Genomic DNA, 19,517 nt, shown 5'->3' on the forward strand with positions numbered 1-19,517 from the left:
ATGGCTGACGAACAGCTAGTTGTGCGGCTCGAAGCCCGCATCAACGATTTCGAGAAGAACATGAAGCGGGCCGAGAACAGTGGCACCCGCACCTATCAGGGCCTGCGCAAGAGTTCCCGATCTGCCACCCGGCAGATGGAACAGGACATGGCGCGGTCTGCCGCCAATATCCGGCAGTCAGTCGCCAGCGTGACGGGCAGCGTTGGCAGCCTGGGCAAGGCTCTGGCCGGTGGCTTCCTGGGCGGCGTGGCAGTGGGCGGGCTGGCCGAGGTCGTCGGCAGTTCGCGACAGGTCATTAAGAGTATGGCGGAAATCGGCAACGAGGCAAAGCGCGCCGGTCTTTCGGCGCAGGCCTTCCAGGAATGGAAATATGTCGCCGAGGCGAACCGGATCAGCGTTGATTCCTTGGTCGATGGCTTCAAGGAACTTTCCCTGCGCGCGGACGAGTTCATCACCACGGGCGTCGGGCCGGCGGCAGAGGCCTTCGGTCGGCTTGGCTTGCGGGCCGAGGACCTGAAGAAGAAGCTGAAAGACCCTTCGGCCTTGATGCTGGAAATCATGCAACGGCTGGAGGGCATGGACAAGGCGGCGCAGATCCGCATCGCCGACGAGATTTTTGGCGGCACTGGCGGCGAACGCTTCGTGGAGCTTCTCGGTCAGGGCGAAGGCGCGTTGCAGGCGACCATTGATCGCGCCCATGAAACCGGGGCGGTCTTCGATCAAGAGTTGATTGCGAAGGCCGAGGAACTGGACCAGCGTTTCCGCGACCTTCAAACCACGGCGGGGAATTTCTTCAAGCGCCTGATCGTCGGGGCCGCCGATGCGGCGGTGGAAATCACCGATCTGCGCGCCAAGCTGGACAAGATTTTCGACAGCGAAACCGAGGGCCGGGCGATCCTTGGTGATGAGATCTATGATGCCTTGGCCCGCAACCGGGATGCCGTTGACGAGAATGCGGAGGCACTCGGCGCGCTGGAAGGCCAGTATCAAGCGCTTGGCGAAGAAGCGACCACGGCAGGCATGGCGATCCGAGATGCGATCGGCAAGCTCGATGTATGGGGTTATGACGGGGCTGCGGATGCCCTGCGGCAAGTCTCGGCGGAAATGGACGACGTGGTTCGGTCTTTCCGTGACGGCGAGATCAGCGGCGAGAATTTCGCGGTCAAGCTGGGTGACTTGCAGGTCAAGGCCAAGGACGCCTTTGACGAGTTGGAGGCCGGCGACCGGGTGAGCTTTGAGGGCGTCATCAGCCAGCTTGGCAGGCTTGGCGGCGTGATCGCGGGCATCATCTCCCTCGCCTCGCGCATGAAGGGAGCGCTTGCCAGCGCTGCGGGGGTCTCTGCGGATCAGAAGAACCTGGACGCCATGCGACAGCGGCAGGCTGCGGAACAGGCTTCAATGGACAGCGCCGGGGCGATGACCGAGGCAAACGACAAGTTCACCGCATCCGAGACTGCCCGCAACACCGCGACCAAGGAACAGATCGCACTGGAGCGGGAGAAGGCTGATGTGCGCAGGCGCGCCCAGCAGATGGGGGCGACCCTGACCGATGCCGAGGTGGCGGACTTTGCCGCGGCGTCTCTGGCCGGAGATGCGGCCCGCTCTGCCTCTGGCAGGGGTGGCAGCAAGTCGAAGGGCAAGGGCGGCTCGGGTGGCCTCAAGGGCTTCGATCGCGACGTGCAGCAAATCAAAGAACGCACCGAGGCCCTGAACATCGAGACGCAGGTTCTCGCAGCCGCGGCCCTGAGCAATGAGAACTACGGCGACACCATGGCCTATGCCAGCGAGAAGGCACGGCTCCTCGCCTCCGCGCAGGAGGAAGGACTGACGATCACGCCCGAGCTTGAGGCGCAGATCGACCAGCTAGCGCAAGCCTATGCCAAGGCCGGGCAGAACGCCGACGATGCGGCTGAACGGCTGAAAAAGGTGCAAGAGGCTGGAAAAGCCGGCGCTGAAGCAGTGGCGGGCATCTTCACCGCAGCGATGGATGGGGCCGATGCGGCAAGGGAAGCCGTGCTGCAACTGATCCAGCAGATCATTCAGGTGCAGATCCAGAAGTCGATGGCCGGGCTTGCGGGCAGCGGCAACGGCTTCCTCGCAGGACTAGGAAAGCTGCTGTCCTTCGACGGCGGAGGCGACACCCCGGATGGTCCCCGCTCTGGCGGCCTCGATGGCAAGGGCGGCTTCCTCGCCATGATGCACCCCCGCGAACGGGTCCAGGACCTGACCCGCGGGCAGGGCGGCGGCGGCCGCAGCGGAGGCGGAAGCGTCACCTACCACTCCACCATCGATCTGCGCGGCACCAGCGGCGACAAGGAGCTGGACGCAAAAATTGCCAAGGCAGGCAAGGCGATCCTTGAGAGCGCCAAGAGGCAAACTCCCGACTGGCTGTCGGACTATCAAAAAAGGAACGCTTGATGGACCGGCTTACCAAGCAACTATGCGCTGCCGTGAAAGCCGCTTTGGCCGGGCAGAAGGTGGCGCCCCCCGAGGCTGGCCGGGCCATCTGGAACGCCTTCCATAGCCTCTCCGGCACCCGCACCTACAACCCGGCAGGGCCTAACCCGATCCAGCCCTCGGAGATGGCTGCATGGTGCCAGTTGATGCGCCTGCCGCTGGAGCCGAGGCACGTTGCCGCGCTGCTGGCGATGGATGTCGCGTGGCTCGATCACGCCTATTCCCGGACCAAGGCACCGGACGGGGTGAACGTGCTGCCGCCAATCTCGAAGATGCCGCTTACGACCGCGCTTCTGGACGCGATGCTCGGATGAACCCAATCAACATGATGAAAGGACGCCAGCATGGGCGCACGTGAAGATCTTCTTGCGATCCCTGACGAGGTTTTGCGCTCCGGTCGTATCGGACAGGCGGTGCTGGTTCACATGGACTTTCTGGACAGCCCCAAACGTTGGTGGACTGGCTTTGGCGATCTGGAGGTTGCAGGTCATACTTGGCAGGGCCTCGGGGATCTGATCACCATCAGCGAGATCAGCTCGACCTATCAGGTAAGCGCACAGCAAGTGACGTTCGATGTCGCTGCCACGCCCGAGATGTTGGCGCTGGCGCTGAGTGCCAAGGACCGGGTTCGCGATCGCGCCGTGACCGTGTTTTTGCAATTGTTCGCTATGGATGACGTGGAGGTTTCTGGCAGCGAGATCCAGCATGGTCAGCCGGTTGGCAGTCCAATGGCTCTCTATTCGGGAACGATGCAGCGCATGCCCTGGTCTGCGACTGGCTCCAATCAGCGGACGATCCGCATTGAGGCTGAGGGAAACTTTTTCCGCCGCAACATGGCGCCGCGTGGCCGATGGACTGATGCAGACCAGAAGGCACGGTATCCCGGCGACAAAGGGCTGGAGCGCCTGCCGCTCTATGCCAACGGCTACAACGTGCGCTGGCGCGGATGAAGATGCACGATCGCATCATGGCCCGGCGCGAGACCGAGGCCCGCCGTGGTCGCCTTGGCGCGGGCCGCTTCGATGCGCTGGTGAAAGAGCTAGTCGCGGCGATCCGTCTGGCGTTTGAGGCGGGGGCGACGGCCACGCTGTTCGGCCTGGAAGGACCGCTTCGGGCGGCGATCCGCGCTGACCTGTGCCGCATTGGCTGGCGCTGGCAGGACGCCGACGGCATGGCCCGCGAGCTTCTGGATAACGCGTTCTCGGTCGTTCGGGCGACGCGACCAAGCTGGAATGAAGGACAACCTGAATGGACCGTTCACGCCGGAACCCTGATCGAGCGGACCCTTTGCGTTCGCTGTCACAAGCCATTGCCCGAGGGACATCACAAGTTCTGCGGCAACAGTTGCGCAGTGGCGCACGGCGCCCGGATCACTCGTCTCAAGGAGATGGACGAGGATCGCGTGGTGAGGTCAGCGATCCGCTGGATCTGACGCATCATTGCGAGCAGTGTGGCCGCGACCTTCCGGACAGGGCGAGGGCGAGCCAGAAGTATTGTTCGGCAAAATGCTGCAACGCGAGTCGCATTGCGCTCGAACAGGCGGCGCGACTGGAAGAAATCGCTGATCGCAAATGCGCTCACTGCGGGCACGATATGCCGGTGACGATGCGGCGACACGCGGTCTATTGCAGCGATCGATGCGCCTATGCGGCGTTCTGCGCGCGGCGCAAGGTGATTGGAACGCCTCGCTCCTGCGACCATTGCGGAAAGGTTTTCCGGTCATACCGCAAGCACCGCTTCTGCTGCCATCCCTGTGCTCTTGCCGCAAGCGTCGGACGCCCGAAGCGCCGCTACGTCCAGCGCCTCACGCCCGTCCGCCTCGACCGGATACTGGCTAGGGTGATGACTTTCTGAGGCGCGATGGAACGGTTTGTGCGAGTGGCAACAGTGAGAACGGATAAGGTATGCGCAAATTTGCGCATACCTTACGGTTCAATCTTCGAGAAGACCGGCCTTTTCAGCATAGTCATAGCCGTATGCAGTCGCCGATACGTTAAGCGGTGACTTGCCTGCCATCGCCGGTATCCACCGAACATTTATGAAGCCATTTTCTTCCATGTAGGCAAGCGTGGCCCGACACACGCCCTCATCATCGATACCCAGCGCACCCACATCCACCTCATCCGGGTAGCTTTCGACGATCGTCGCAAGTAGTTCATCTCGTTTTGTTTCATCTAGAACGCGAGGCATTTGGTAACTCCGTTGTGAACCGGATTCGTGACATAGGATTCAAACGACTGAAATCAATTGCAAACGCTAGATTTAGACATAAACTTTTTGGCCTTTGGTACGGAGAAAAACGATGTTCGATGAACGACGGCCGTTCACTCCCGAAACTTTGGCGGACCGCTGGGAGTGTTCAGCCACAATGGTGCGCAACATGGCTGCATCGGGGCAAATCCGGTCCTTTCGAGTAGGAAAATTGTATCGCATCCCACATGCTGCTGTCGAAGAATACGAAGCGGCGGCCGCTATCGAGAAGAAAGCACCAGCGCAGCCACCGACCGGAGACGTTATATTCGTTCGGCATACGACACCGCGCAGAAGGCGAACCATGAAAGATGACGAAGACCAATCCATGGACAGAGCGCAAAAAGCTGCGGCGGCGTTGAAAAAGTCGCGCAGCAAGCTGGATTAGCACCGCCTTCTGAGAGGATCTGACCGGCCCATCCGCTTAGCCTCGGCACTATTTTCTATCGGGTCTCTTCTTGGCGAACGGAATTTGACGCCAATCGATAAGATCGATGGGGCTTACAACGGGTTCTTCGTGGTCAGTGAAGGTAACCTTAATTTCTTCGCGGGTGATCGTCAGCGAACTCACCGGCCTTCCGGCCCGCTCAAGTGCAGCTACAAGCCGAACTGCTCTGGTTTCGACTGTCATCGGCAAGTTGGAACACCTCAGCGGTTTCGTTCCCACACCTAAGCTGACGTCGACAGCGCAGGCAAGCCGATAGCCCCGAAGGGCAAGACTTGCATCCGATCGTCATGTGGGTGTAGCCTAGTCAGTGGGTGTGGAAACCCTGACTGTGATAGACCGCATACCTTTGGCGAGGTTGAGCATCCGTTGGCGCGGGCGCTCGCGGTTGAATTGACGGATGCCTTGGCGGGCATCTGCGTCCCGACCAATATGGCCGGGGGCGGATGCTATGTCCAGAGGGAAACCTTAAAGTCATCCGACCTGTCTCACAGCAGGTTTCCAACCCCCGGCTGCTGGTCCGCTACCAGCTACGGCTGTGGAAAGCCAAACTGTGAGAACCGACATGATCACCATTTCCCACAACGCGCCGTCAAACTCGGCCGTCCCGAAGAATGCGATGAAGGACAGCGAACGCGTCCTGATCTCTGAAAAGCTGCGCCTGGCGCTGGACGAGATCGAAACCGGCGCGGGCGGCTTCTTTTCCATCCGTAACGCCGTGCGCTTCCAACGTGAGGCCCTGCGCGCCGCTCATCGCCGGCTTGCCCGGCTGGGGGGTGAAGCATGAAGCGCCGTGGATTTCTTAAGCTCGCCCCAGCTGCTTTTGCTGCTGGCACGGTCCCGGTTGCTGCACTCGATCGCGCGGTGGAGGCAGAAGCGCAGACCCAAGAGAACCCCGAGTTGCTAGTCCTCGGGGAGAAGTTGCCCGAGATCGAACAAGCCTATCAGGAAGCCCGCGCGGCTTGGTTCGAGGCTTGGGAGTTCTGGTCCCCGCAATGGCCGCTCGCCCCGGAGCAATGCTGCAACAAATGGGGAGGGCTTGGCTACGGTCGCGAGCTTGAGCGCGATCTCGTCGGATGCGGCCTGATCCGGGACGGTGAAGCGGCGCCGTGGAGCATCAAGACTGCCGCCGAAATGGAAGAAGATATCGATCGCGCCCGTGCATTATTGGCGAAGGACGACAAGCGCAAACGATCTCTCGGCAAAGGCTTCCGCCGATACCGATATCAGGAAATAGCCACTGCCGAGCTTGGTTTGGCATTGCTTCCCGGCTATCTGGCCGAACGCGCGCGGATCGTTCGCGAGAGCGGCTTTGCCGAGATCCACAAAAAGCGCAACACTACCTCAAGCGATCTATTTGCCTTGGTCCGCAGGATCGTTACGGAACCGTCGCGGACCATGGAAGGCGTCAAGATCAAGGCCGCGGCCTGTGCAGCGCTCAGCCGCATGCATCGGACAGATTGTTATCTCGGCCATATGGACGACAGCCTCACTCACAAGACCAGCCTTGCGGGAATGCTCGGCGCGGCGTTGCTGGAAGTGATTTGACCAGATCGCCCCCGGCTTAGGTCGGGGGCATCCTTCCCGAATCGTCCGGGATATTCCCAAATCGGATGGGGGAATGACTGAGGGGTCGCTATATCGTAGCTGCCAATTTATTTAGTAAAAACATACACTTACACAAATAAATGGCGGAGGAGGTGGGATTCGAACCCACGGTGGAGTTGCCCCCACGTCGGTTTTCAAGACCGGTGCATTAAACCGCTCTGCCACTCCTCCGACCGCATGGGACTAGCGCGAAGCCGTACGGGGAACAAGGGGTGCCGAAGGCCAGGGCGACTTATTCTGCCGCCTGCGCCATCGGATTGTTCTGATGCGTCGTCCAGTTGGCATAGGGCTGGACGGTGCGGCCGGTGCGAGGGTCCATCTCGCCCACGGCAAGCTCACGCATGGTGATGCAATTCTCGACAGGGCAGATATCGACGCAAAGGTTGCAGGCCACGCATTCATCGTCCTTGACGGTGAAGACGCGGCCCGGGCCCATGGCGATGGCCTGGTGCGACGTGTCCTCGCAGGCGGCATAGCATCGCCCACATCCGATGCAGGCCTGCTGATCGATCACCGCCTTGGTGGTGTAGTTCAGGTTCAGATACTGCCAGTCGGTGACGTTCGGGACCGCACGTCCGATCAGGTCCGACATCGAGATCTGCTTGTCCTCCAGGTACTCCTTCAGGCCGGAGATCATTTCCTGAACCACCTTGAAGCCATAGGTCATAGCGGCAGTGCAGACCTGCACGGTTCCGGCCCCCAACGCCATGAACTCGGCCGCGTCGCGCCAGGTCGTGATGCCCCCGATGCCTGAAATCGGCAGACCGCGGGTCGCCTGGTTGCGCGCAATCTCGGCCACCATGTTCAGCGCGATCGGCTTGACCGCGGGGCCGCAATAGCCGCCGTGGCTGCCTTTGCCGTCGATGGTCGGCTGCGGCGCGAAAAGGTCGAGGTCGACCGAGGTGATCGAGTTCACCGTATTGATCAGGCTGACCGCATCGGCTCCGCCGCGCATCGCGGCCTCGGCTGGCTTACGGATATCGCTGATGTTCGGGGTCAGTTTGACAATGCAGGGCATGCGGGAATGCTGCTTCACCCAACGTGTCACCATCTCGATATATTCCGGCACCTGGCCCACAGCGGAACCCATGCCGCGTTCGGCCATGCCATGGGGACAGCCGAAGTTCAGTTCGACCCCGTCGGCACCGGTATCCTCGACCTGCTTCAGGATTGCCTTCCAGCTTTCCTCGTCACAGGGCACCATCAGGCTGATGACCAGCGCGCGGTCGGGATAGTCGCGCTTGACGGACTTGATCTCGCGCAGGTTCACCTCGAGCGGGCGATCGGTAATCAGTTCGATATTGTTGATGCCAAGGACGCGCCGGTCGGCACCATAGACAACGCCATAACGCGGGCCGTTCACGTTCACGACGGGCGGCCCCTCGGATCCCAGGGTCTTCCACACGACGCCGCCCCAACCGGCCTGAAAGGCCCGGCGGACGTTGATCTCCTTGTCGGTGGGCGGGGCCGAGGCAAGCCAGAACGGATTGGGCGACTTGATCCCCACGAATTCGGTGCTGAGACTGGACATGTGACCCTCTCTGGCTACGTCAGCGACGTGGCTGGTTCAGTTGGCTGCGAATGATTTCACTGCGGCGGCGGAAGACATTGGCCTGGGTAAGATGTCTGGCCGACGCGCCTGCCCGCCGGATCAAGTCGGAAAGGCGCGCGCGGTCGGTGGCCAGCGCGGCGACGGCTTCGACCAGTCGCGCCACGTCGCCGCGGCGCACCAGCATGCCCGCGCCCTTTTCCTCTACCAGTCCAGCGGAATAGGGATCGCGATAGCCGATGATCGGCGTGGCGGAGAGCAGGCTTTCGATCAGGTTGCGTGGGGATTCGTCGGTCAGGTGGCAGAACAGAAGCAGATCTGCCTTGCGATAGGCCTCGCGAACCTTGTCGGGATCGCTGACGAACCCCTCGAACGTCAGGTCGGTTCCGGTCAGTCCGGCGCGGGCGGCGGCGACGCGCATCTCGTTCAGCATCTCTCCGTCGCCAAGCCAGCGGGCGCGGAATGAAATGCCGCGTTCCTTCAGCGCGGCGATGGTGCGGATCCAGTCAAGCGGCCCCTTCATCGCGGCGGCACGACCGCAGTAAAGAATGTTCAGGACCCCATCGCCGACTTCGGTGGCCTTGCGCTCGATGAAGTCCGCGGGGGCATGGTCACTTTCGGTATAGTGAATATCCTCGACCTGGTGGGGGTTGCGGGCGATGCCCTTGAAATGATCGAAGACCGTCGCGCCATGCAGCAGTGTCAGGTCGGCAGCGCGCGCGGCCCGATTTTCGTGATAGGTAAAAACTGCCGCGCGCAGATTTCCCTTGGTGCGGGCCGCCAGTGAAGCCCCGGCCTCGGTCCGGGCGACCTGGGATTCGACACGGTCGAACCAGATGGCATGAGACAGCCCGTTTCGTCGCGCGACCGATGCCGCGATTTCACCCGGATCGCCGATCCAGCCGCCATAGGCGAAGGTCCGGTAGCGCGCCTTTCCCATCAAGACACGCATCGACTCGGACAGTTCGCGCCGCTGGCGCATCAAGGTCTTGAACCGATAGGTATTGGGCAGGGGCACCGTCTCGACCTCGGGGCCGATGCCCTCGGCCTCGACATCCTGCCAGCCCGGCGGCGCGGGGCCGTCATGGCAGATTGAAAAGGCCGTGACGTGCGAAAAGTTGTCACGCCATGCCTTGAGCCCAAGGATTGTCTGCCGCTCGGCCAGAAGCCGCCCGCCCGGATCGCGAAACAGCGGGGCGCTGAAGCCGAGCAGCAGGGAATCGTCAGGCACGGCCATTCAACGCCTCGTGGATATCCTCGGCTGCATCGCGACCCTCGGCAACGGCGGTCACGGTCAGATCATCCCCACCCGCGGCACAATCGCCCCCGGCCCAGACACCGGCCAAGGAACTGCGGCCACGCCCGGTGACGGCAATCTTGCCGCCCGACATGGCCAGGTCCGCCGGCGCGCCATCCAGCTTTTGGCCGATGGCGCGAAGCAGCTGGTCGGCGGGCAGGCGGAATCGCTGACCGGTATCCTCAAGCCCGTTCGGGCCTTCGCTTGTATACATGAACTCGACTTCACTGACCGTGCCATTGCCATGCACCTTCACGGGCGCGGCGTTGCAGATGATGCGGACGCCGGACTGGGTGGCATGGTCCTGTTCGTGCCGGCTGGCTGACATGCGCGACTGATCGCGGCGATAGACGATGGTGACGTTCTGCGCCCCCAGAAGCCGGGCCTGCACGGCCGCGTCGATCGCGGTCATGCCGCCCCCGATCACGACCACATCCCGCCCGATGGGCAGACTCGACAGATCGCCGGTCTGGCGCAGATCGCGGATGAAATCAACGGCATGACCGACATTGCCACGCTCTTCACCCTCAGCTCCCAGCGCGTTCACGCCTTGCAAGCCCAGCCCAAGGAACACCGCATCGAACCCTTCGCGCAGTGCGTCGAGTGTGATGTCGCGACCCAGCGCCTTGCCGCTTTCCAAAGTGATGCCACCGATGCCCATCAGCCATTCTACCTCGCGCCCGGCGAAGCCGTCGACGGCCTTGTAGCTGGCGATCCCATATTCGTTCAGGCCGCCGGGCTTGGGCCGCGCATCGAACAGGGTAACGTCATTGCCCTTGGCCGCAAGGCGGTGCGCGGCGGAAAGCCCGGCGGGGCCGGCCCCCACGACCGCGATCCTTTTACCGGTCGCAGGGCCGCGACGGAAAGGATGCTCATCCTGTGCCATCAGATGGTCCGTGGCATAGCGCTGCAGCGCGCCAATCTCGACCGGCTTGCCCTCGGCCTCCATCCGCACGCAGGAACCTTCGCACAGGTTCTCGGTCGGGCAGACGCGGGCGCAGATGCCGCCCAGGATGTTCTGGTGAAAGATGGTCCGGGCCGCCGCGTCGGGCGTTCCGGTTGCGATCTGCCGAATGAACAGCGGAATGTCGATCGAGGTCGGACAGGCCGTGACACAAGGGGCATCATGGCAGAAATAGCACCTGTCCGCCGCGATCCGCGCCTCGTTCCCGACAAGCGGGGGCGCGACATCCGCGAAATTCTCGGCATAGGAAGATGCTGGCAAACGTCCCGACACCACGCCGGGCGTGAGCTGGCTGTTGGTCATCCGCGTGACCTCCCTGCTTGCTTGTTCTTTTGTTGGAATCAGGCTGGCACAGGTCCGTTTTTTTATCAAATGGTAAAAAACCGGGAACCGGAGGACTGCGAATATTTCAGGCAGGCAAAGCCAGGATCGCCGCGAGTCCCCCCAGGTCAGATCGCTGCAGCCGCAATTGCCCGCCATGCAGTGCCGCCAGATCGGCGACGATTGCCAGCCCCAGCCCCGTTCCGGGTGGACCGCTTTCGTCCAGCCGGCCACCCCGCGCAATCGCAAGGGCGTGATCCTCGGCCGACATGCCGGGGCCATCATCCTCGATCCGCACCAGCAGACGATCGGTGCCATCGGGACGGCCCGAGATATGGATTTGGGCATTCGCCCATTTCACCGCGTTCTCGATCAGGTTGCCCATCATCTCCTCAAGATCCTGCCGCTCTCCGGCAAAGGCCAGCGCGGGGGGCAGGTCCAGATCGATTTGCAGACCGGAGTCGCGGATCGGGCCGCGCAGGACCATCAGGATATCCTCGGCCACCGGTGTCACGGGGGTGCGCTGCCCCAGAACGCGTGATGCGCCGGAACTGCGGGCACGGCGCAGGTGCCAACCAATCTGGCGGTCCATGCGTGCGACCAGCGCGTGGCCGGGGTGGTCGGCGGGCAGGGTGTTGTCCAGCGCCGCAAGCGGCGTCTTCAGCGAATGGGCAAGGTTCCCGACATGCTCGCGCGTCCGCGACAGGACGCGGCGGTTCTGCTCCAGCAGGCCGTTGATCTCAGACGCGACCGGGCGCAGTTCCGATACCGGGGGCAGGGGCAGGTGATCGGCCTTGCCCGAACGGATCGCGCGCAGGTCGCGCCCCAGCTTGTCCAGGCTGCGCAGCCCCGCCGCGACCTGCAGCACGCTGGCCAGCGCCAAAGCCAGCCCCAGTACGGACAAGGATACGGCAAGCGGCCTGCGCAGGCGCGACACGCTTTCGTCGATTTCCGCGCGCGGGGCCGATACGACCACCGCCATCACCGAGTTGCTGTCGGGCAGGGTAAAGGTATGACGCAGCACGCGCAGCGGCTGGCCCCCCGGACCGGTTCCGGCCCCGCCGATGAAATCCGCCTCGGGCGGGGTCATGACGATGTCGAAAAGCGAGGCCGATTTCGCGGCGACGCGGCCATCCTGCTGGATCTGCCAGAACCAGCCGGAAAGGGGGATGCCAAAGCGCGGGTCGGTGGGTGCAGGCCCCGCGACCAGACGACCCGCGTCGTCCACGGTAGCCCCGGCGATCAGCGCATCGGCCACCGCTTCGGATTCCGCGTCGAAACGGTCGGTGATGAAGCTGTCCAGAATGGCGGCAATGGTCAGGTATCCGGCGACCAGCGCCGCACCGATCAGCAGCGCGGACAGGCCGATCAGCCGCGCCCGGATCGAATCTCGAAAGAACCGGGGGCGTTTCAATCCGGAGCCCGCAGGACATAGCCTTCGCCGCGCCGCGTCTCGATCAGGCCTTCGCCGATCTTCTTGCGCAAGCGGCCGATGACGACCTCGATCGACTTGAAGTCGCGGTCGGCGGCGGCGTCATACAGGTGATCTGAAAGCTCGGTCCGGCTGACGATGCGATTCTGGTGATGGATAAGATAGGACAGGATCCGCGTTTCGAACCCGGTCAGCCGCAGCGCCATCCCATTGCGCGTAATGACGCCAAGCTGACTGTCCAGCTTCAGCGGTCCCGCCTTGATGACGGCCTGCGCATGCCCCGCTGCGCGGCGCACCAGTGTCTGGGCGCGGATGACCACCTCGTCAAGCCGGAAGGGCTTTACCGCATAGTCATCGGCCCCGGCGCGAAAACCCGCGACCTTGTCGGTCCAGTCGCCCCGTGCGGTCAGGATCAGCACCGGCATCGAGACGCCCGCCTCGCGCCAGCGGGTCAGCACCTCGATTCCGGGAAGACCCGGCAGGCCAAGGTCAAGGATCGCAAGGTCATAGCTTTCCGTCGCACCCAGGTATTCGCCGCGTTCCCCGTCCGCCGCCGTGTCGCAGGCAAAGCCACCATCACCCAGCGCCTGGGCCAGCTGGGTCGCAAGGACAGGGTCGTCCTCGACGATCAGGCATCTCATTCGTCGTCTCCATTCTTGCGGCGGGCCTCGGCAAGGCCCGCGCCGCGAACCTCCAGAAAGTCGCCGGTGCGCGCGTCCAGACGGATCAGCAGCACGTCGCGCCGGGGGGTCAGCAGCCGCAATTCGTGGACCAGTTCAACCCCGCGCTCCTCCTCCTCGGGATAGGGGGGGCGCAGCCGGGCGGCGATCAGGCGACCGCGGAAGCGGTCGGTCGCACGACGCACGGCATCCTGCAAGGGGATGATGCGAAAGCCGGGTTGCTCCAGCAAGTCGAACTCGCGTTCGGTATCGTCGTCGTAATCGCGGGAATAGCCGCGATCGTCCGGATCCGCATGCAGTCCGGCAAGCGGAACAAGCAGCGCCAGACCGGTCGCGGCAAGGATCAGCGCAGGGCGCATCAGGGCGGGTATCGGAGCAAGCCGGAACATGCGAAGACCATATTGCGAGAAATCCAAACGAAAGCCAAACGGGACATTGGAACTCGGTTGGTGACAGGCCGGCTAGATGTGATTCGCATGGGGCGCATCCGCCCCGATGGACAACAAGAACCAGGATGAAGACATGAGCAGATATTTCACCTCATCGGTCGCCGCGGCGGCCCTGATGTCGCTGCTGGCCGGGCCGGTCCTTGCCCAGACCGCACCGCAGCAGCCCGAGGCTGCCGAGGCCGGGGCGCAGGCGCAGGTGGTGCTGCCCGAGGCGCTGCGCGATGCGGGGCTCACCGATCTGACCAGCAAGTCGTCGCGCCACGGCTCGCGCGTGTCCGGCAAGCTGCCGGACGGCACCGAGATCGGGATCATGCTGGACGAACAGGGTGGCCTTCGCGGCATCCGCAGCCGCGATGACGCGCCGCTGCCGTCCGCGCTGGTCGAGCGACTGGTGCCGCAGGCCGTGCGCGGTCAGCAGATTTTCGGCGAACTGGGTCAGATCGAGGCGATCTTCCTTGGCGACCGCGGCGTCATGCTGGCAGGGCAGGACGCAAAGTCGAAATCGGTGCGCGCCGCCTTTGCCGAGGACGGCACCCTGATGCGCTTTGGCCGTGGTGACGACGAAGGTCACGGGCCGGGCATGGGTCCGGACGGTGATCGCCATCACCGCCGTCATGACGGCGACCGCGACGGTCGGGGCCGCGACGACGATCGTGGTCACTGGCGCCGCGACGGTGGCCGCGACCACGGCGACCATGACCGCGGCGACCGGGACCACAAGGGCCCGCGCCATGAAGGCCGCATGGGCCCCGGTGACGGCCCGGACGGCGTGAACCCGCCGGCAGGCGGCGATCCGCTGACCCCGGATGCCATCCGCTCCACCCTGACCGAGGCGGGCTACACCGAACTGGGCCAGATTCTCCAGCAGGGGCGGGTCACGGTGGCCCAGGCCACGAACCCCGAAGGCGAGCCGGTGCTGGTCGAAATCGCGCCGAATGGCCGCGTCGTTCGAGAGCTGAATCGCTAAGCGATACCAAAGACGGTCGAAACTTGTCGGCTGGAATGGGCGCGGTGAATTGCCGCGCCTTTTCTATTTGGAAAAATTCGATCAAGATTTGGCAAGGGCTCGCCACAGGTCTCGAAAAGGCTTGCCTGATTGTTGTCACAATGCCAAATCCGCACCGAATTTCCGGACCCTGAGGGGGATGGACCTAAAGTTGGGACAAGTGAATGTATCGTCGTGAGTTCGTCATCTCTGCCGGAGCCGCCATGACGGCCGCATCGGCGCTCGGCTCGGGCCTTGGCGCGGCCTTCGCACAAGAGGCTCCGGCGACTCCCGCAGCGCCCGAGGCGCCGGTCCCCGAAAAGCCCAAGCCCTTCGGCTTCGAAGATGTGGCGGCCATGGCGCGCGATCTTGCGGCCAACCCCTATGCCTATCGCGATGCGGACCTGGTGGGCAGCTTCGGCAACCTGACCTATGACCAGTATCGTGGCATCCGTTTCCGTCGCGATCGGGACCCCTGGCTGGGCAGCCGCGATTTTGCGCTGGACCTTCTGCCGCCCGGAGCGATCTTCCACGAGCCGGTCGATATCAGCCTGGTGGACGAGGAGGGGATCGTCATCCCGGTCAAGTTCGATCCCCATATGTTCGAGTTCGATCAGACGCTTTTTCCTGACGGCGTCGACTACGAAACCATCGGAAACATGGGCTTTTCCGGTTTCCGCCTGCGCGCGCCCCTGAACCGCCCCGACGTGATGGACGAATTCGCGGTATTCCAGGGTGCAAGCTATTTCCGTGCCGTGGCGCGCGGGACGCTTTACGGCATTTCGGCCCGCGGGCTGGCGATCGGCACCGGCACCGCCGAGGGAGAGGAGTTTCCCCTGTTCCGCGGTTTCTGGATCCACAAGCCGAGCGGTCAGGAGCGCTCGGTCCTGATCCACGCGCTGCTGGACAGCCGCTCGGTCGCGGGTGCCTATGAATTCCGCGTCACGCCGGGCGCCGAGACGGTCTTTGATACCCGCGTCGCGTTGTTCCCGCGGCAGGACATGACCAATGCCGGCATCGCGCCCCTGACCTCGATGTACTGGTTCGGTCCGACGGATCGCACGCGCGTTGACGACTATCGGCCGGCGGTCCATGACAGCGACGGGCTGCAAATGCTGACGGGGGGCGAGCAGCGCCTGTGGCGGGTTCTGTCGGGGCACAATACGCTGCAGGTCTCGGCCTTCGTGGATCAGGACCCGCTGGGCTTTGGTCTAGCCCAGCGTGCGCGCAACTTCGACGCCTATCAGGATGCCGAGGCGCGTTACGAAAAGCGGCCCTCGGCCTGGATCGCGCCGCAGGATGGCTGGGGCAAAGGTACCGTCTCGCTGGTCGAGATCCCGGTGCAGAACGAATTCAACGACAATATCGTTACCTTCTGGCAGCCCGCCGACGCGCTGAAGGCGAATGAGCGTTACGACTTCAACTATATGCTCAGCTTCTCGCCCGAGCCGCCGGACAGCGCCCCGATCGCGCGCGTGCTGGAGACGATGTCGGGGCAATCTGTAAACAACGCGACGGCCCGCACCTATGTCATCGACTTCGACCTGGATTTGTTCGGGGCCGACGATCCGGTTCCGCAGGTCCGCGCTTCAAGCGGCAGTATCGGGCACAGCTACCTGCTGCGCCTGCCCGAGCAGGGACGAATGCGGCTGGCCTTTGAATATATTCCCGACGGAACGAAACCCGCCGACCTTTCGGCGGTTCTGAATGGACCGGACGGCCCGTTAAGCGAAACGTGGATCGCACGCTGGACGCGCGAGTGACATTGTGAACGAGACCGAACCGCTGATGCCGCTGCAATCGCCTGCCGACGGCGGCGTTGACCTGCCCCTGTCCGAAGAGGCGGAGTGGGCGGCGCTTGACCTTGAACTGACGGGCGGCCCCGCGACCCCGCCCGAAGCCCATCTGGAGATGCCGGATCAGGATTTCCGCGGCAGGCCCCCGCACGGTCCCGACAGCGGCTGGCCCAGCCTGCGCACCATGCTTGCGCGACTGGTGGCCTTTGGCGGAGCGGCCGCGATCGCCTGGGCCGGCCTGCGAGAGATGCGCGCCGTCTTCGGCGACAACCCGACCTTTCTGCAGACGGTCCTGCTGGTCCTGTTTGGCCTGACCTTCACCTGGGTCGGGTTTTCGTTCGCGTCGATGATCGCGGGCTTCCTGGCGCCGCGCCTGTCGACACCCGAGGGCGAGAACGAGGCGCGACTGGCCGTGGCGATGCCCGTCTATCACGAGGATGCCGCGGCGACCGCGGGTCTGCTCGCGGCGCTAGCGCGCGACTTGTATCGCGTGGGCTTGGGCCACCGGACCGAAATTTTCGTGTTGTCCGACAGCCGCCAACCCAGCGCCGTATTCGAGGAAATGATTGCAATCAGCAGATTGCGAGACATATCTCCAGTTCCGATCTGGTATCGGCGGCGACGCAGCAACAAGGGGCGCAAGGCTGGAAACATCGCCGATTTCGTCACTCGCTGGGGCGGTCGCTATGACCAGATGGTGGTGCTGGACGCCGACAGCGTCGTCGGCGCGACCACGATCAAGGCATTGTCCGCGCGCATGAATGCCGACCCCGCGGTCGGCCTGATCCAGACCATGCCGATGCTGGTCGGAGGCCAGACGATCTTTGCACGCCTGACCCAGTTTGCAGGCCGCATCTATGGCCCCGCCATCGCGCGCGGCGTCGCCGCCTGGTCCGGCAACAACGGCAATTTCTGGGGCCATAACGCGATCATCCGGGTGAAGGCCTTTGCGGAATGCTGCGGCTTGCCGGAACTGCCCGGCAAGCCGCCCTTCGGGGGCACGATTCTCAGCCATGACTTCGTCGAAGCGGCGCTGATGCGCCGCGCGGGCTGGAAGGTGCGGCTGGACCACGACCTGCGCGAAAGCTTCGAGGGCAGCCCGCCCACGCTGCTGGACATGGCCGTTCGGGAACGCCGTTGGGCGCAAGGCAATCTGCAACATTCGCGCCTGATCTTCTCGCGCGGGTTCACCTGGGTCAGCCGCGCGCATTTCGTCATCGGAATCATGGGCTTCCTGATGTCGCCGATCTGGCTGGCGATGCTTCTGGTGGGACTGGCGCTGTCGGCAAATGTGCTTCTGTCACGCCCGGATTACTTCCCACAGACCTACCAGCTTTTCCCTGACTGGCCGACCTTCGACCCGGTACGGATGCTGTGGCTGTTCATTGCCGCGATGTGCTTCCTGCTGATTCCGAAGTTCATTGGCATCTTCCGCGCCTGGCTGCGGCCGCTCGCGCGGAATTCTGGGGGCAGCGCAAGGCTGCTGGCCTCGGCCCTGTTCGAGATCACGCTCTCGGCCCTGATCGCGCCGGTTCAGATGCTGATCCAGACCCGCCAGATCATCGACATCCTGCGCGGGCGGGATTCCGGGTGGGAGGCGCAGGTCCGCGCCGGGCAGATGCCCCAATGGTCGGTGGTGCTGCGCCGCCATTCGCTGCACATGACGCTGGGGATCGGCACTTTGATCGTGCTGGCGATCCTTTCCCCCGGCCAGCTGATCTGGCTGTCGCCGATTCTGGCGGGACTGATTCTGTCGCCCATGACCTCGCGCTGGTCCGCCAGCCCGGTCTTTGGCCGCTGGGCGCGCCGCCACGGCCTTCTGGTCACGCCCGAAGAGCGCGATCCGCCAGAGATCCTGACCGCCGCCAACGCCCTGGATTACCGCATCGCCGGCACACTGCCACGAGACGGCCTGGCCGCCGTAGGCCGCGATCCGGCCATGCAGGCGCGCGTCGCCTCGCTTCTGCGGGCAGGGGCGCCCTCCGGCCCGGCGGCGGGCCGGCTGGACGCCATCTCGGCCGAGGCCAAGCTTGCCCATGCCGGCACCCAGGCCGAGGCCCTGAGTTTCCTGACCGAGGCCGAAAAGCTTGCCATGCTTGAGAACCGGACCCTGGTCGACATCTTCGCGAAGTTGCCGAAATGAAACGGATCGTCACGCTGGACATGCTGCGCGGCTATGCGCTGGTCTGCATCATGCTGGATCACATGCCGCTCAGCATCATGCGAAACCTGACCCTTGCCAATTTCACCGTCTTTGACGCGGCAGAGTTGTTCGTGCTGCTGTCGGGCTTTCTGGTCGGCATGGTCTGGATCAAGGTCGAGGCGCGGCAGGGGCGCCGGGCCGCGCAATGGCGTTTCCTGAAACGCGCCTATGAGGTCTGGCTTGCCCTGATCATCGGGGCGGTCCTGCTGGCGCTGCTGTCGCGGCTGTTGTTCGAATTGAAGCTGAACCACACCGCCGTCTGGTTCCAGTATGCCCGTTGGATCATCGAGAACCCGGCTGGATACATCGCGACGGTCGCGCTGATGTGGATGCAGCCGAACCTGCTGGACGTGCTGGCGCTTTATGTGCTGCTGATCCTGACGGCACCCGTCACCGTGCCTTTCCTGCTGCGCATGCCATTCACCGCGATGGCGGTTTCGGTCGGAATCTGGTGGCTTTCCGGGCCTTTGAACACTCTGATCCCGAACCAGCGAGAACAGCAGGGCCTGCTGTTCAATCCCTTCGGTTGGCAGCTTCTGTTCTTCATCGGGGTCGCGCTTGGTGCGTTCCGCAGCCAGATCATGCCGGTGCTGCGGCAAAGGTCGGGCGTCCTGACGGGGGTTTCCGTCTCGATCCTGCTTTTCGGGTTGGCGATCATCGTCTGCTGGCGGATCGGCGAGCCCGCAAAACCCGCCGCGGACATGCTGAAGCTGGTCTATGGCTCGATCGACAAGTGGTCGCTGGACGGCTTGCGGTTGATCTCGATCCTTGCCGCAAGCTGGCTGGTGACGGTGCCTTTGGCGCCAGCCTTCGAATGGATGGCCAATACCGAGTTGGGACGCGCCCTGTCCGAGATCGGGCGCGGCGGGCTTTGGTCCTTTGTCACCTGCGTTCTTCTGTCGATCTGGGGCGACGCGCTTGACATGACCGTCCCCGAGGGCGGAATGGGCTTCCTGCTGCGGCTGGGCATCGATGCGTGGGTCATTATTGCCCTTTGGGTGTCCTCGGCGCTGTGGTTGAGACGGGACCAATGGATGGGGCGCTTTCGCGCACTCTTGACCCGTTAACGCCAAGCAAGGAA

At 63.6% G+C, this 19,517-nt stretch carries 18 protein-coding genes and 1 tRNA gene; 11 read left to right on the top strand and 8 right to left on the bottom strand.

Going from position 1 to position 19,517, the window contains the following annotated elements:
* Genes ACO2Q4_RS21830 through ACO2Q4_RS21845 form a run of 4 tightly spaced genes read left to right on the top strand, consistent with a single transcriptional unit; the run spans window position 1 to window position 3,889 of the window.
* On the top strand, window positions 1-2,418 hold the full coding sequence (locus ACO2Q4_RS21830; RefSeq protein ID WP_423321930.1) for a phage tail tape measure protein: 2,418 nt from the start codon (window positions 1-3) through the stop codon (window positions 2,416-2,418).
* Window positions 2,418-2,771, top strand: coding sequence for a phage tail assembly chaperone (locus ACO2Q4_RS21835; protein ID WP_423321931.1), 354 nt, complete (start codon window positions 2,418-2,420; stop codon window positions 2,769-2,771). Before ACO2Q4_RS21830 ends, ACO2Q4_RS21835 begins: the two co-directional genes overlap by 1 nt.
* 30 nt (window positions 2,772-2,801) lie before the next feature.
* The gene (locus ACO2Q4_RS21840; protein ID WP_423321932.1) at window positions 2,802-3,407 is read left to right on the top strand and encodes a hypothetical protein; all 606 of its coding nucleotides are present in this window, start codon (window positions 2,802-2,804) and stop codon (window positions 3,405-3,407) included.
* Between the two features lie 2 nt (window positions 3,408-3,409).
* Window positions 3,410-3,889 (top strand): hypothetical protein, encoded by a 480-nt coding sequence (locus ACO2Q4_RS21845; RefSeq protein ID WP_423321933.1) that lies wholly within the window; start codon window positions 3,410-3,412, stop codon window positions 3,887-3,889.
* 500 nt (window positions 3,890-4,389) lie between these two features.
* Here ACO2Q4_RS21845 and ACO2Q4_RS21850 read toward each other — a convergent pair whose 3' ends face one another.
* Window positions 4,390-4,647, bottom strand: coding sequence for a hypothetical protein (locus ACO2Q4_RS21850; protein WP_423321934.1), 258 nt, complete (start codon window positions 4,645-4,647; stop codon window positions 4,390-4,392).
* 112 nt (window positions 4,648-4,759) lie between these two features.
* On the opposite strand from ACO2Q4_RS21850, the gene ACO2Q4_RS21855 reads away from it, so the two are divergent.
* From ACO2Q4_RS21855 to ACO2Q4_RS21865, 3 genes are all read left to right on the top strand, one after another.
* Window positions 4,760-5,095: an excisionase family DNA-binding protein gene (locus tag ACO2Q4_RS21855; protein ID WP_423321935.1), complete on the top strand. Its 336-nt coding sequence runs from the start codon at window positions 4,760-4,762 to the stop codon at window positions 5,093-5,095.
* Between the two features lie 622 nt (window positions 5,096-5,717).
* Window positions 5,718-5,939 carry a hypothetical protein gene (locus ACO2Q4_RS21860; protein WP_423321936.1) on the top strand — a complete coding sequence of 74 codons (222 nt, stop codon included), beginning with the start codon at window positions 5,718-5,720 and terminating at the stop codon, window positions 5,937-5,939.
* Window positions 5,936-6,700, top strand: a complete 765-nt coding sequence (locus ACO2Q4_RS21865) for a hypothetical protein (RefSeq protein ID WP_423321937.1) — start codon at window positions 5,936-5,938, stop codon at window positions 6,698-6,700. Before ACO2Q4_RS21860 ends, ACO2Q4_RS21865 begins: the two co-directional genes overlap by 4 nt.
* Before the next feature lie 141 nt (window positions 6,701-6,841).
* On the opposite strand, the gene ACO2Q4_RS21870 is transcribed toward ACO2Q4_RS21865, so the two are convergent.
* The 7 genes from ACO2Q4_RS21870 to ACO2Q4_RS21900 form a co-directional block, all read right to left on the bottom strand.
* Window positions 6,842-6,931 (bottom strand) — tRNA-Ser (locus tag ACO2Q4_RS21870).
* 61 nt (window positions 6,932-6,992) lie between these two features.
* On the bottom strand, window positions 6,993-8,291 hold the full coding sequence (gene preA, locus ACO2Q4_RS21875; RefSeq protein ID WP_423321938.1) for an NAD-dependent dihydropyrimidine dehydrogenase subunit PreA: 1,299 nt from the start codon (window positions 8,289-8,291) through the stop codon (window positions 6,993-6,995).
* A gap of 19 nt (window positions 8,292-8,310) precedes the next feature.
* Window positions 8,311-9,546, bottom strand: a complete 1,236-nt coding sequence (locus tag ACO2Q4_RS21880; RefSeq protein ID WP_423321939.1) for a glycosyltransferase — start codon at window positions 9,544-9,546, stop codon at window positions 8,311-8,313.
* Window positions 9,533-10,873, bottom strand: coding sequence for an NAD(P)-dependent oxidoreductase (locus ACO2Q4_RS21885; protein ID WP_423321940.1), 1,341 nt, complete (start codon window positions 10,871-10,873; stop codon window positions 9,533-9,535). Before ACO2Q4_RS21885 ends, ACO2Q4_RS21880 begins: the two co-directional genes overlap by 14 nt.
* Before the next feature lie 106 nt (window positions 10,874-10,979).
* Window positions 10,980-12,305: an ATP-binding protein gene (locus ACO2Q4_RS21890; protein WP_423321941.1), complete on the bottom strand. Its 1,326-nt coding sequence runs from the start codon at window positions 12,303-12,305 to the stop codon at window positions 10,980-10,982.
* Window positions 12,302-12,964: a response regulator transcription factor gene (locus tag ACO2Q4_RS21895; protein ID WP_311760507.1), complete on the bottom strand. Its 663-nt coding sequence runs from the start codon at window positions 12,962-12,964 to the stop codon at window positions 12,302-12,304. The genes ACO2Q4_RS21890 and ACO2Q4_RS21895 overlap by 4 nt, the downstream gene beginning before the upstream one ends.
* Entirely contained in the window at window positions 12,961-13,392 is a 432-nt protein-coding gene (locus tag ACO2Q4_RS21900; protein WP_423321942.1) for a PepSY domain-containing protein, read from the bottom strand. The genes ACO2Q4_RS21895 and ACO2Q4_RS21900 overlap by 4 nt, the downstream gene beginning before the upstream one ends.
* 133 nt (window positions 13,393-13,525) lie before the next feature.
* Here ACO2Q4_RS21900 and ACO2Q4_RS21905 point away from each other — a divergent pair, with 133 nt between their 5' ends.
* The 4 genes from ACO2Q4_RS21905 (at window position 13,526) to ACO2Q4_RS21920 (ending at window position 19,503) form a co-directional block, all read left to right on the top strand.
* Window positions 13,526-14,419 (top strand): hypothetical protein, encoded by an 894-nt coding sequence (locus tag ACO2Q4_RS21905; protein WP_423321943.1) that lies wholly within the window; start codon window positions 13,526-13,528, stop codon window positions 14,417-14,419.
* Between the two features lie 203 nt (window positions 14,420-14,622).
* Entirely contained in the window at window positions 14,623-16,200 is a 1,578-nt protein-coding gene (locus ACO2Q4_RS21910) for a glucan biosynthesis protein (RefSeq protein WP_311760504.1), read from the top strand.
* A gap of 4 nt (window positions 16,201-16,204) precedes the next feature.
* A complete protein-coding gene (gene mdoH / locus ACO2Q4_RS21915; protein WP_423321944.1) occupies window positions 16,205-18,376 on the top strand; it encodes a glucans biosynthesis glucosyltransferase MdoH in 2,172 nt (723 codons plus the stop codon).
* The gene (locus ACO2Q4_RS21920; protein WP_311760502.1) at window positions 18,373-19,503 is read left to right on the top strand and encodes an OpgC domain-containing protein; all 1,131 of its coding nucleotides are present in this window, start codon (window positions 18,373-18,375) and stop codon (window positions 19,501-19,503) included. The genes mdoH and ACO2Q4_RS21920 overlap by 4 nt, the downstream gene beginning before the upstream one ends.
* Window positions 19,504-19,517 lie beyond the last annotated feature (14 nt).

The sequence above is a fragment of the Paracoccus sp. KR1-242 genome (assembly GCF_049446195.1).
In the GTDB taxonomy this organism is placed as follows: Bacteria; Pseudomonadota; Alphaproteobacteria; order Rhodobacterales; family Rhodobacteraceae; genus Paracoccus; species Paracoccus broussonetiae.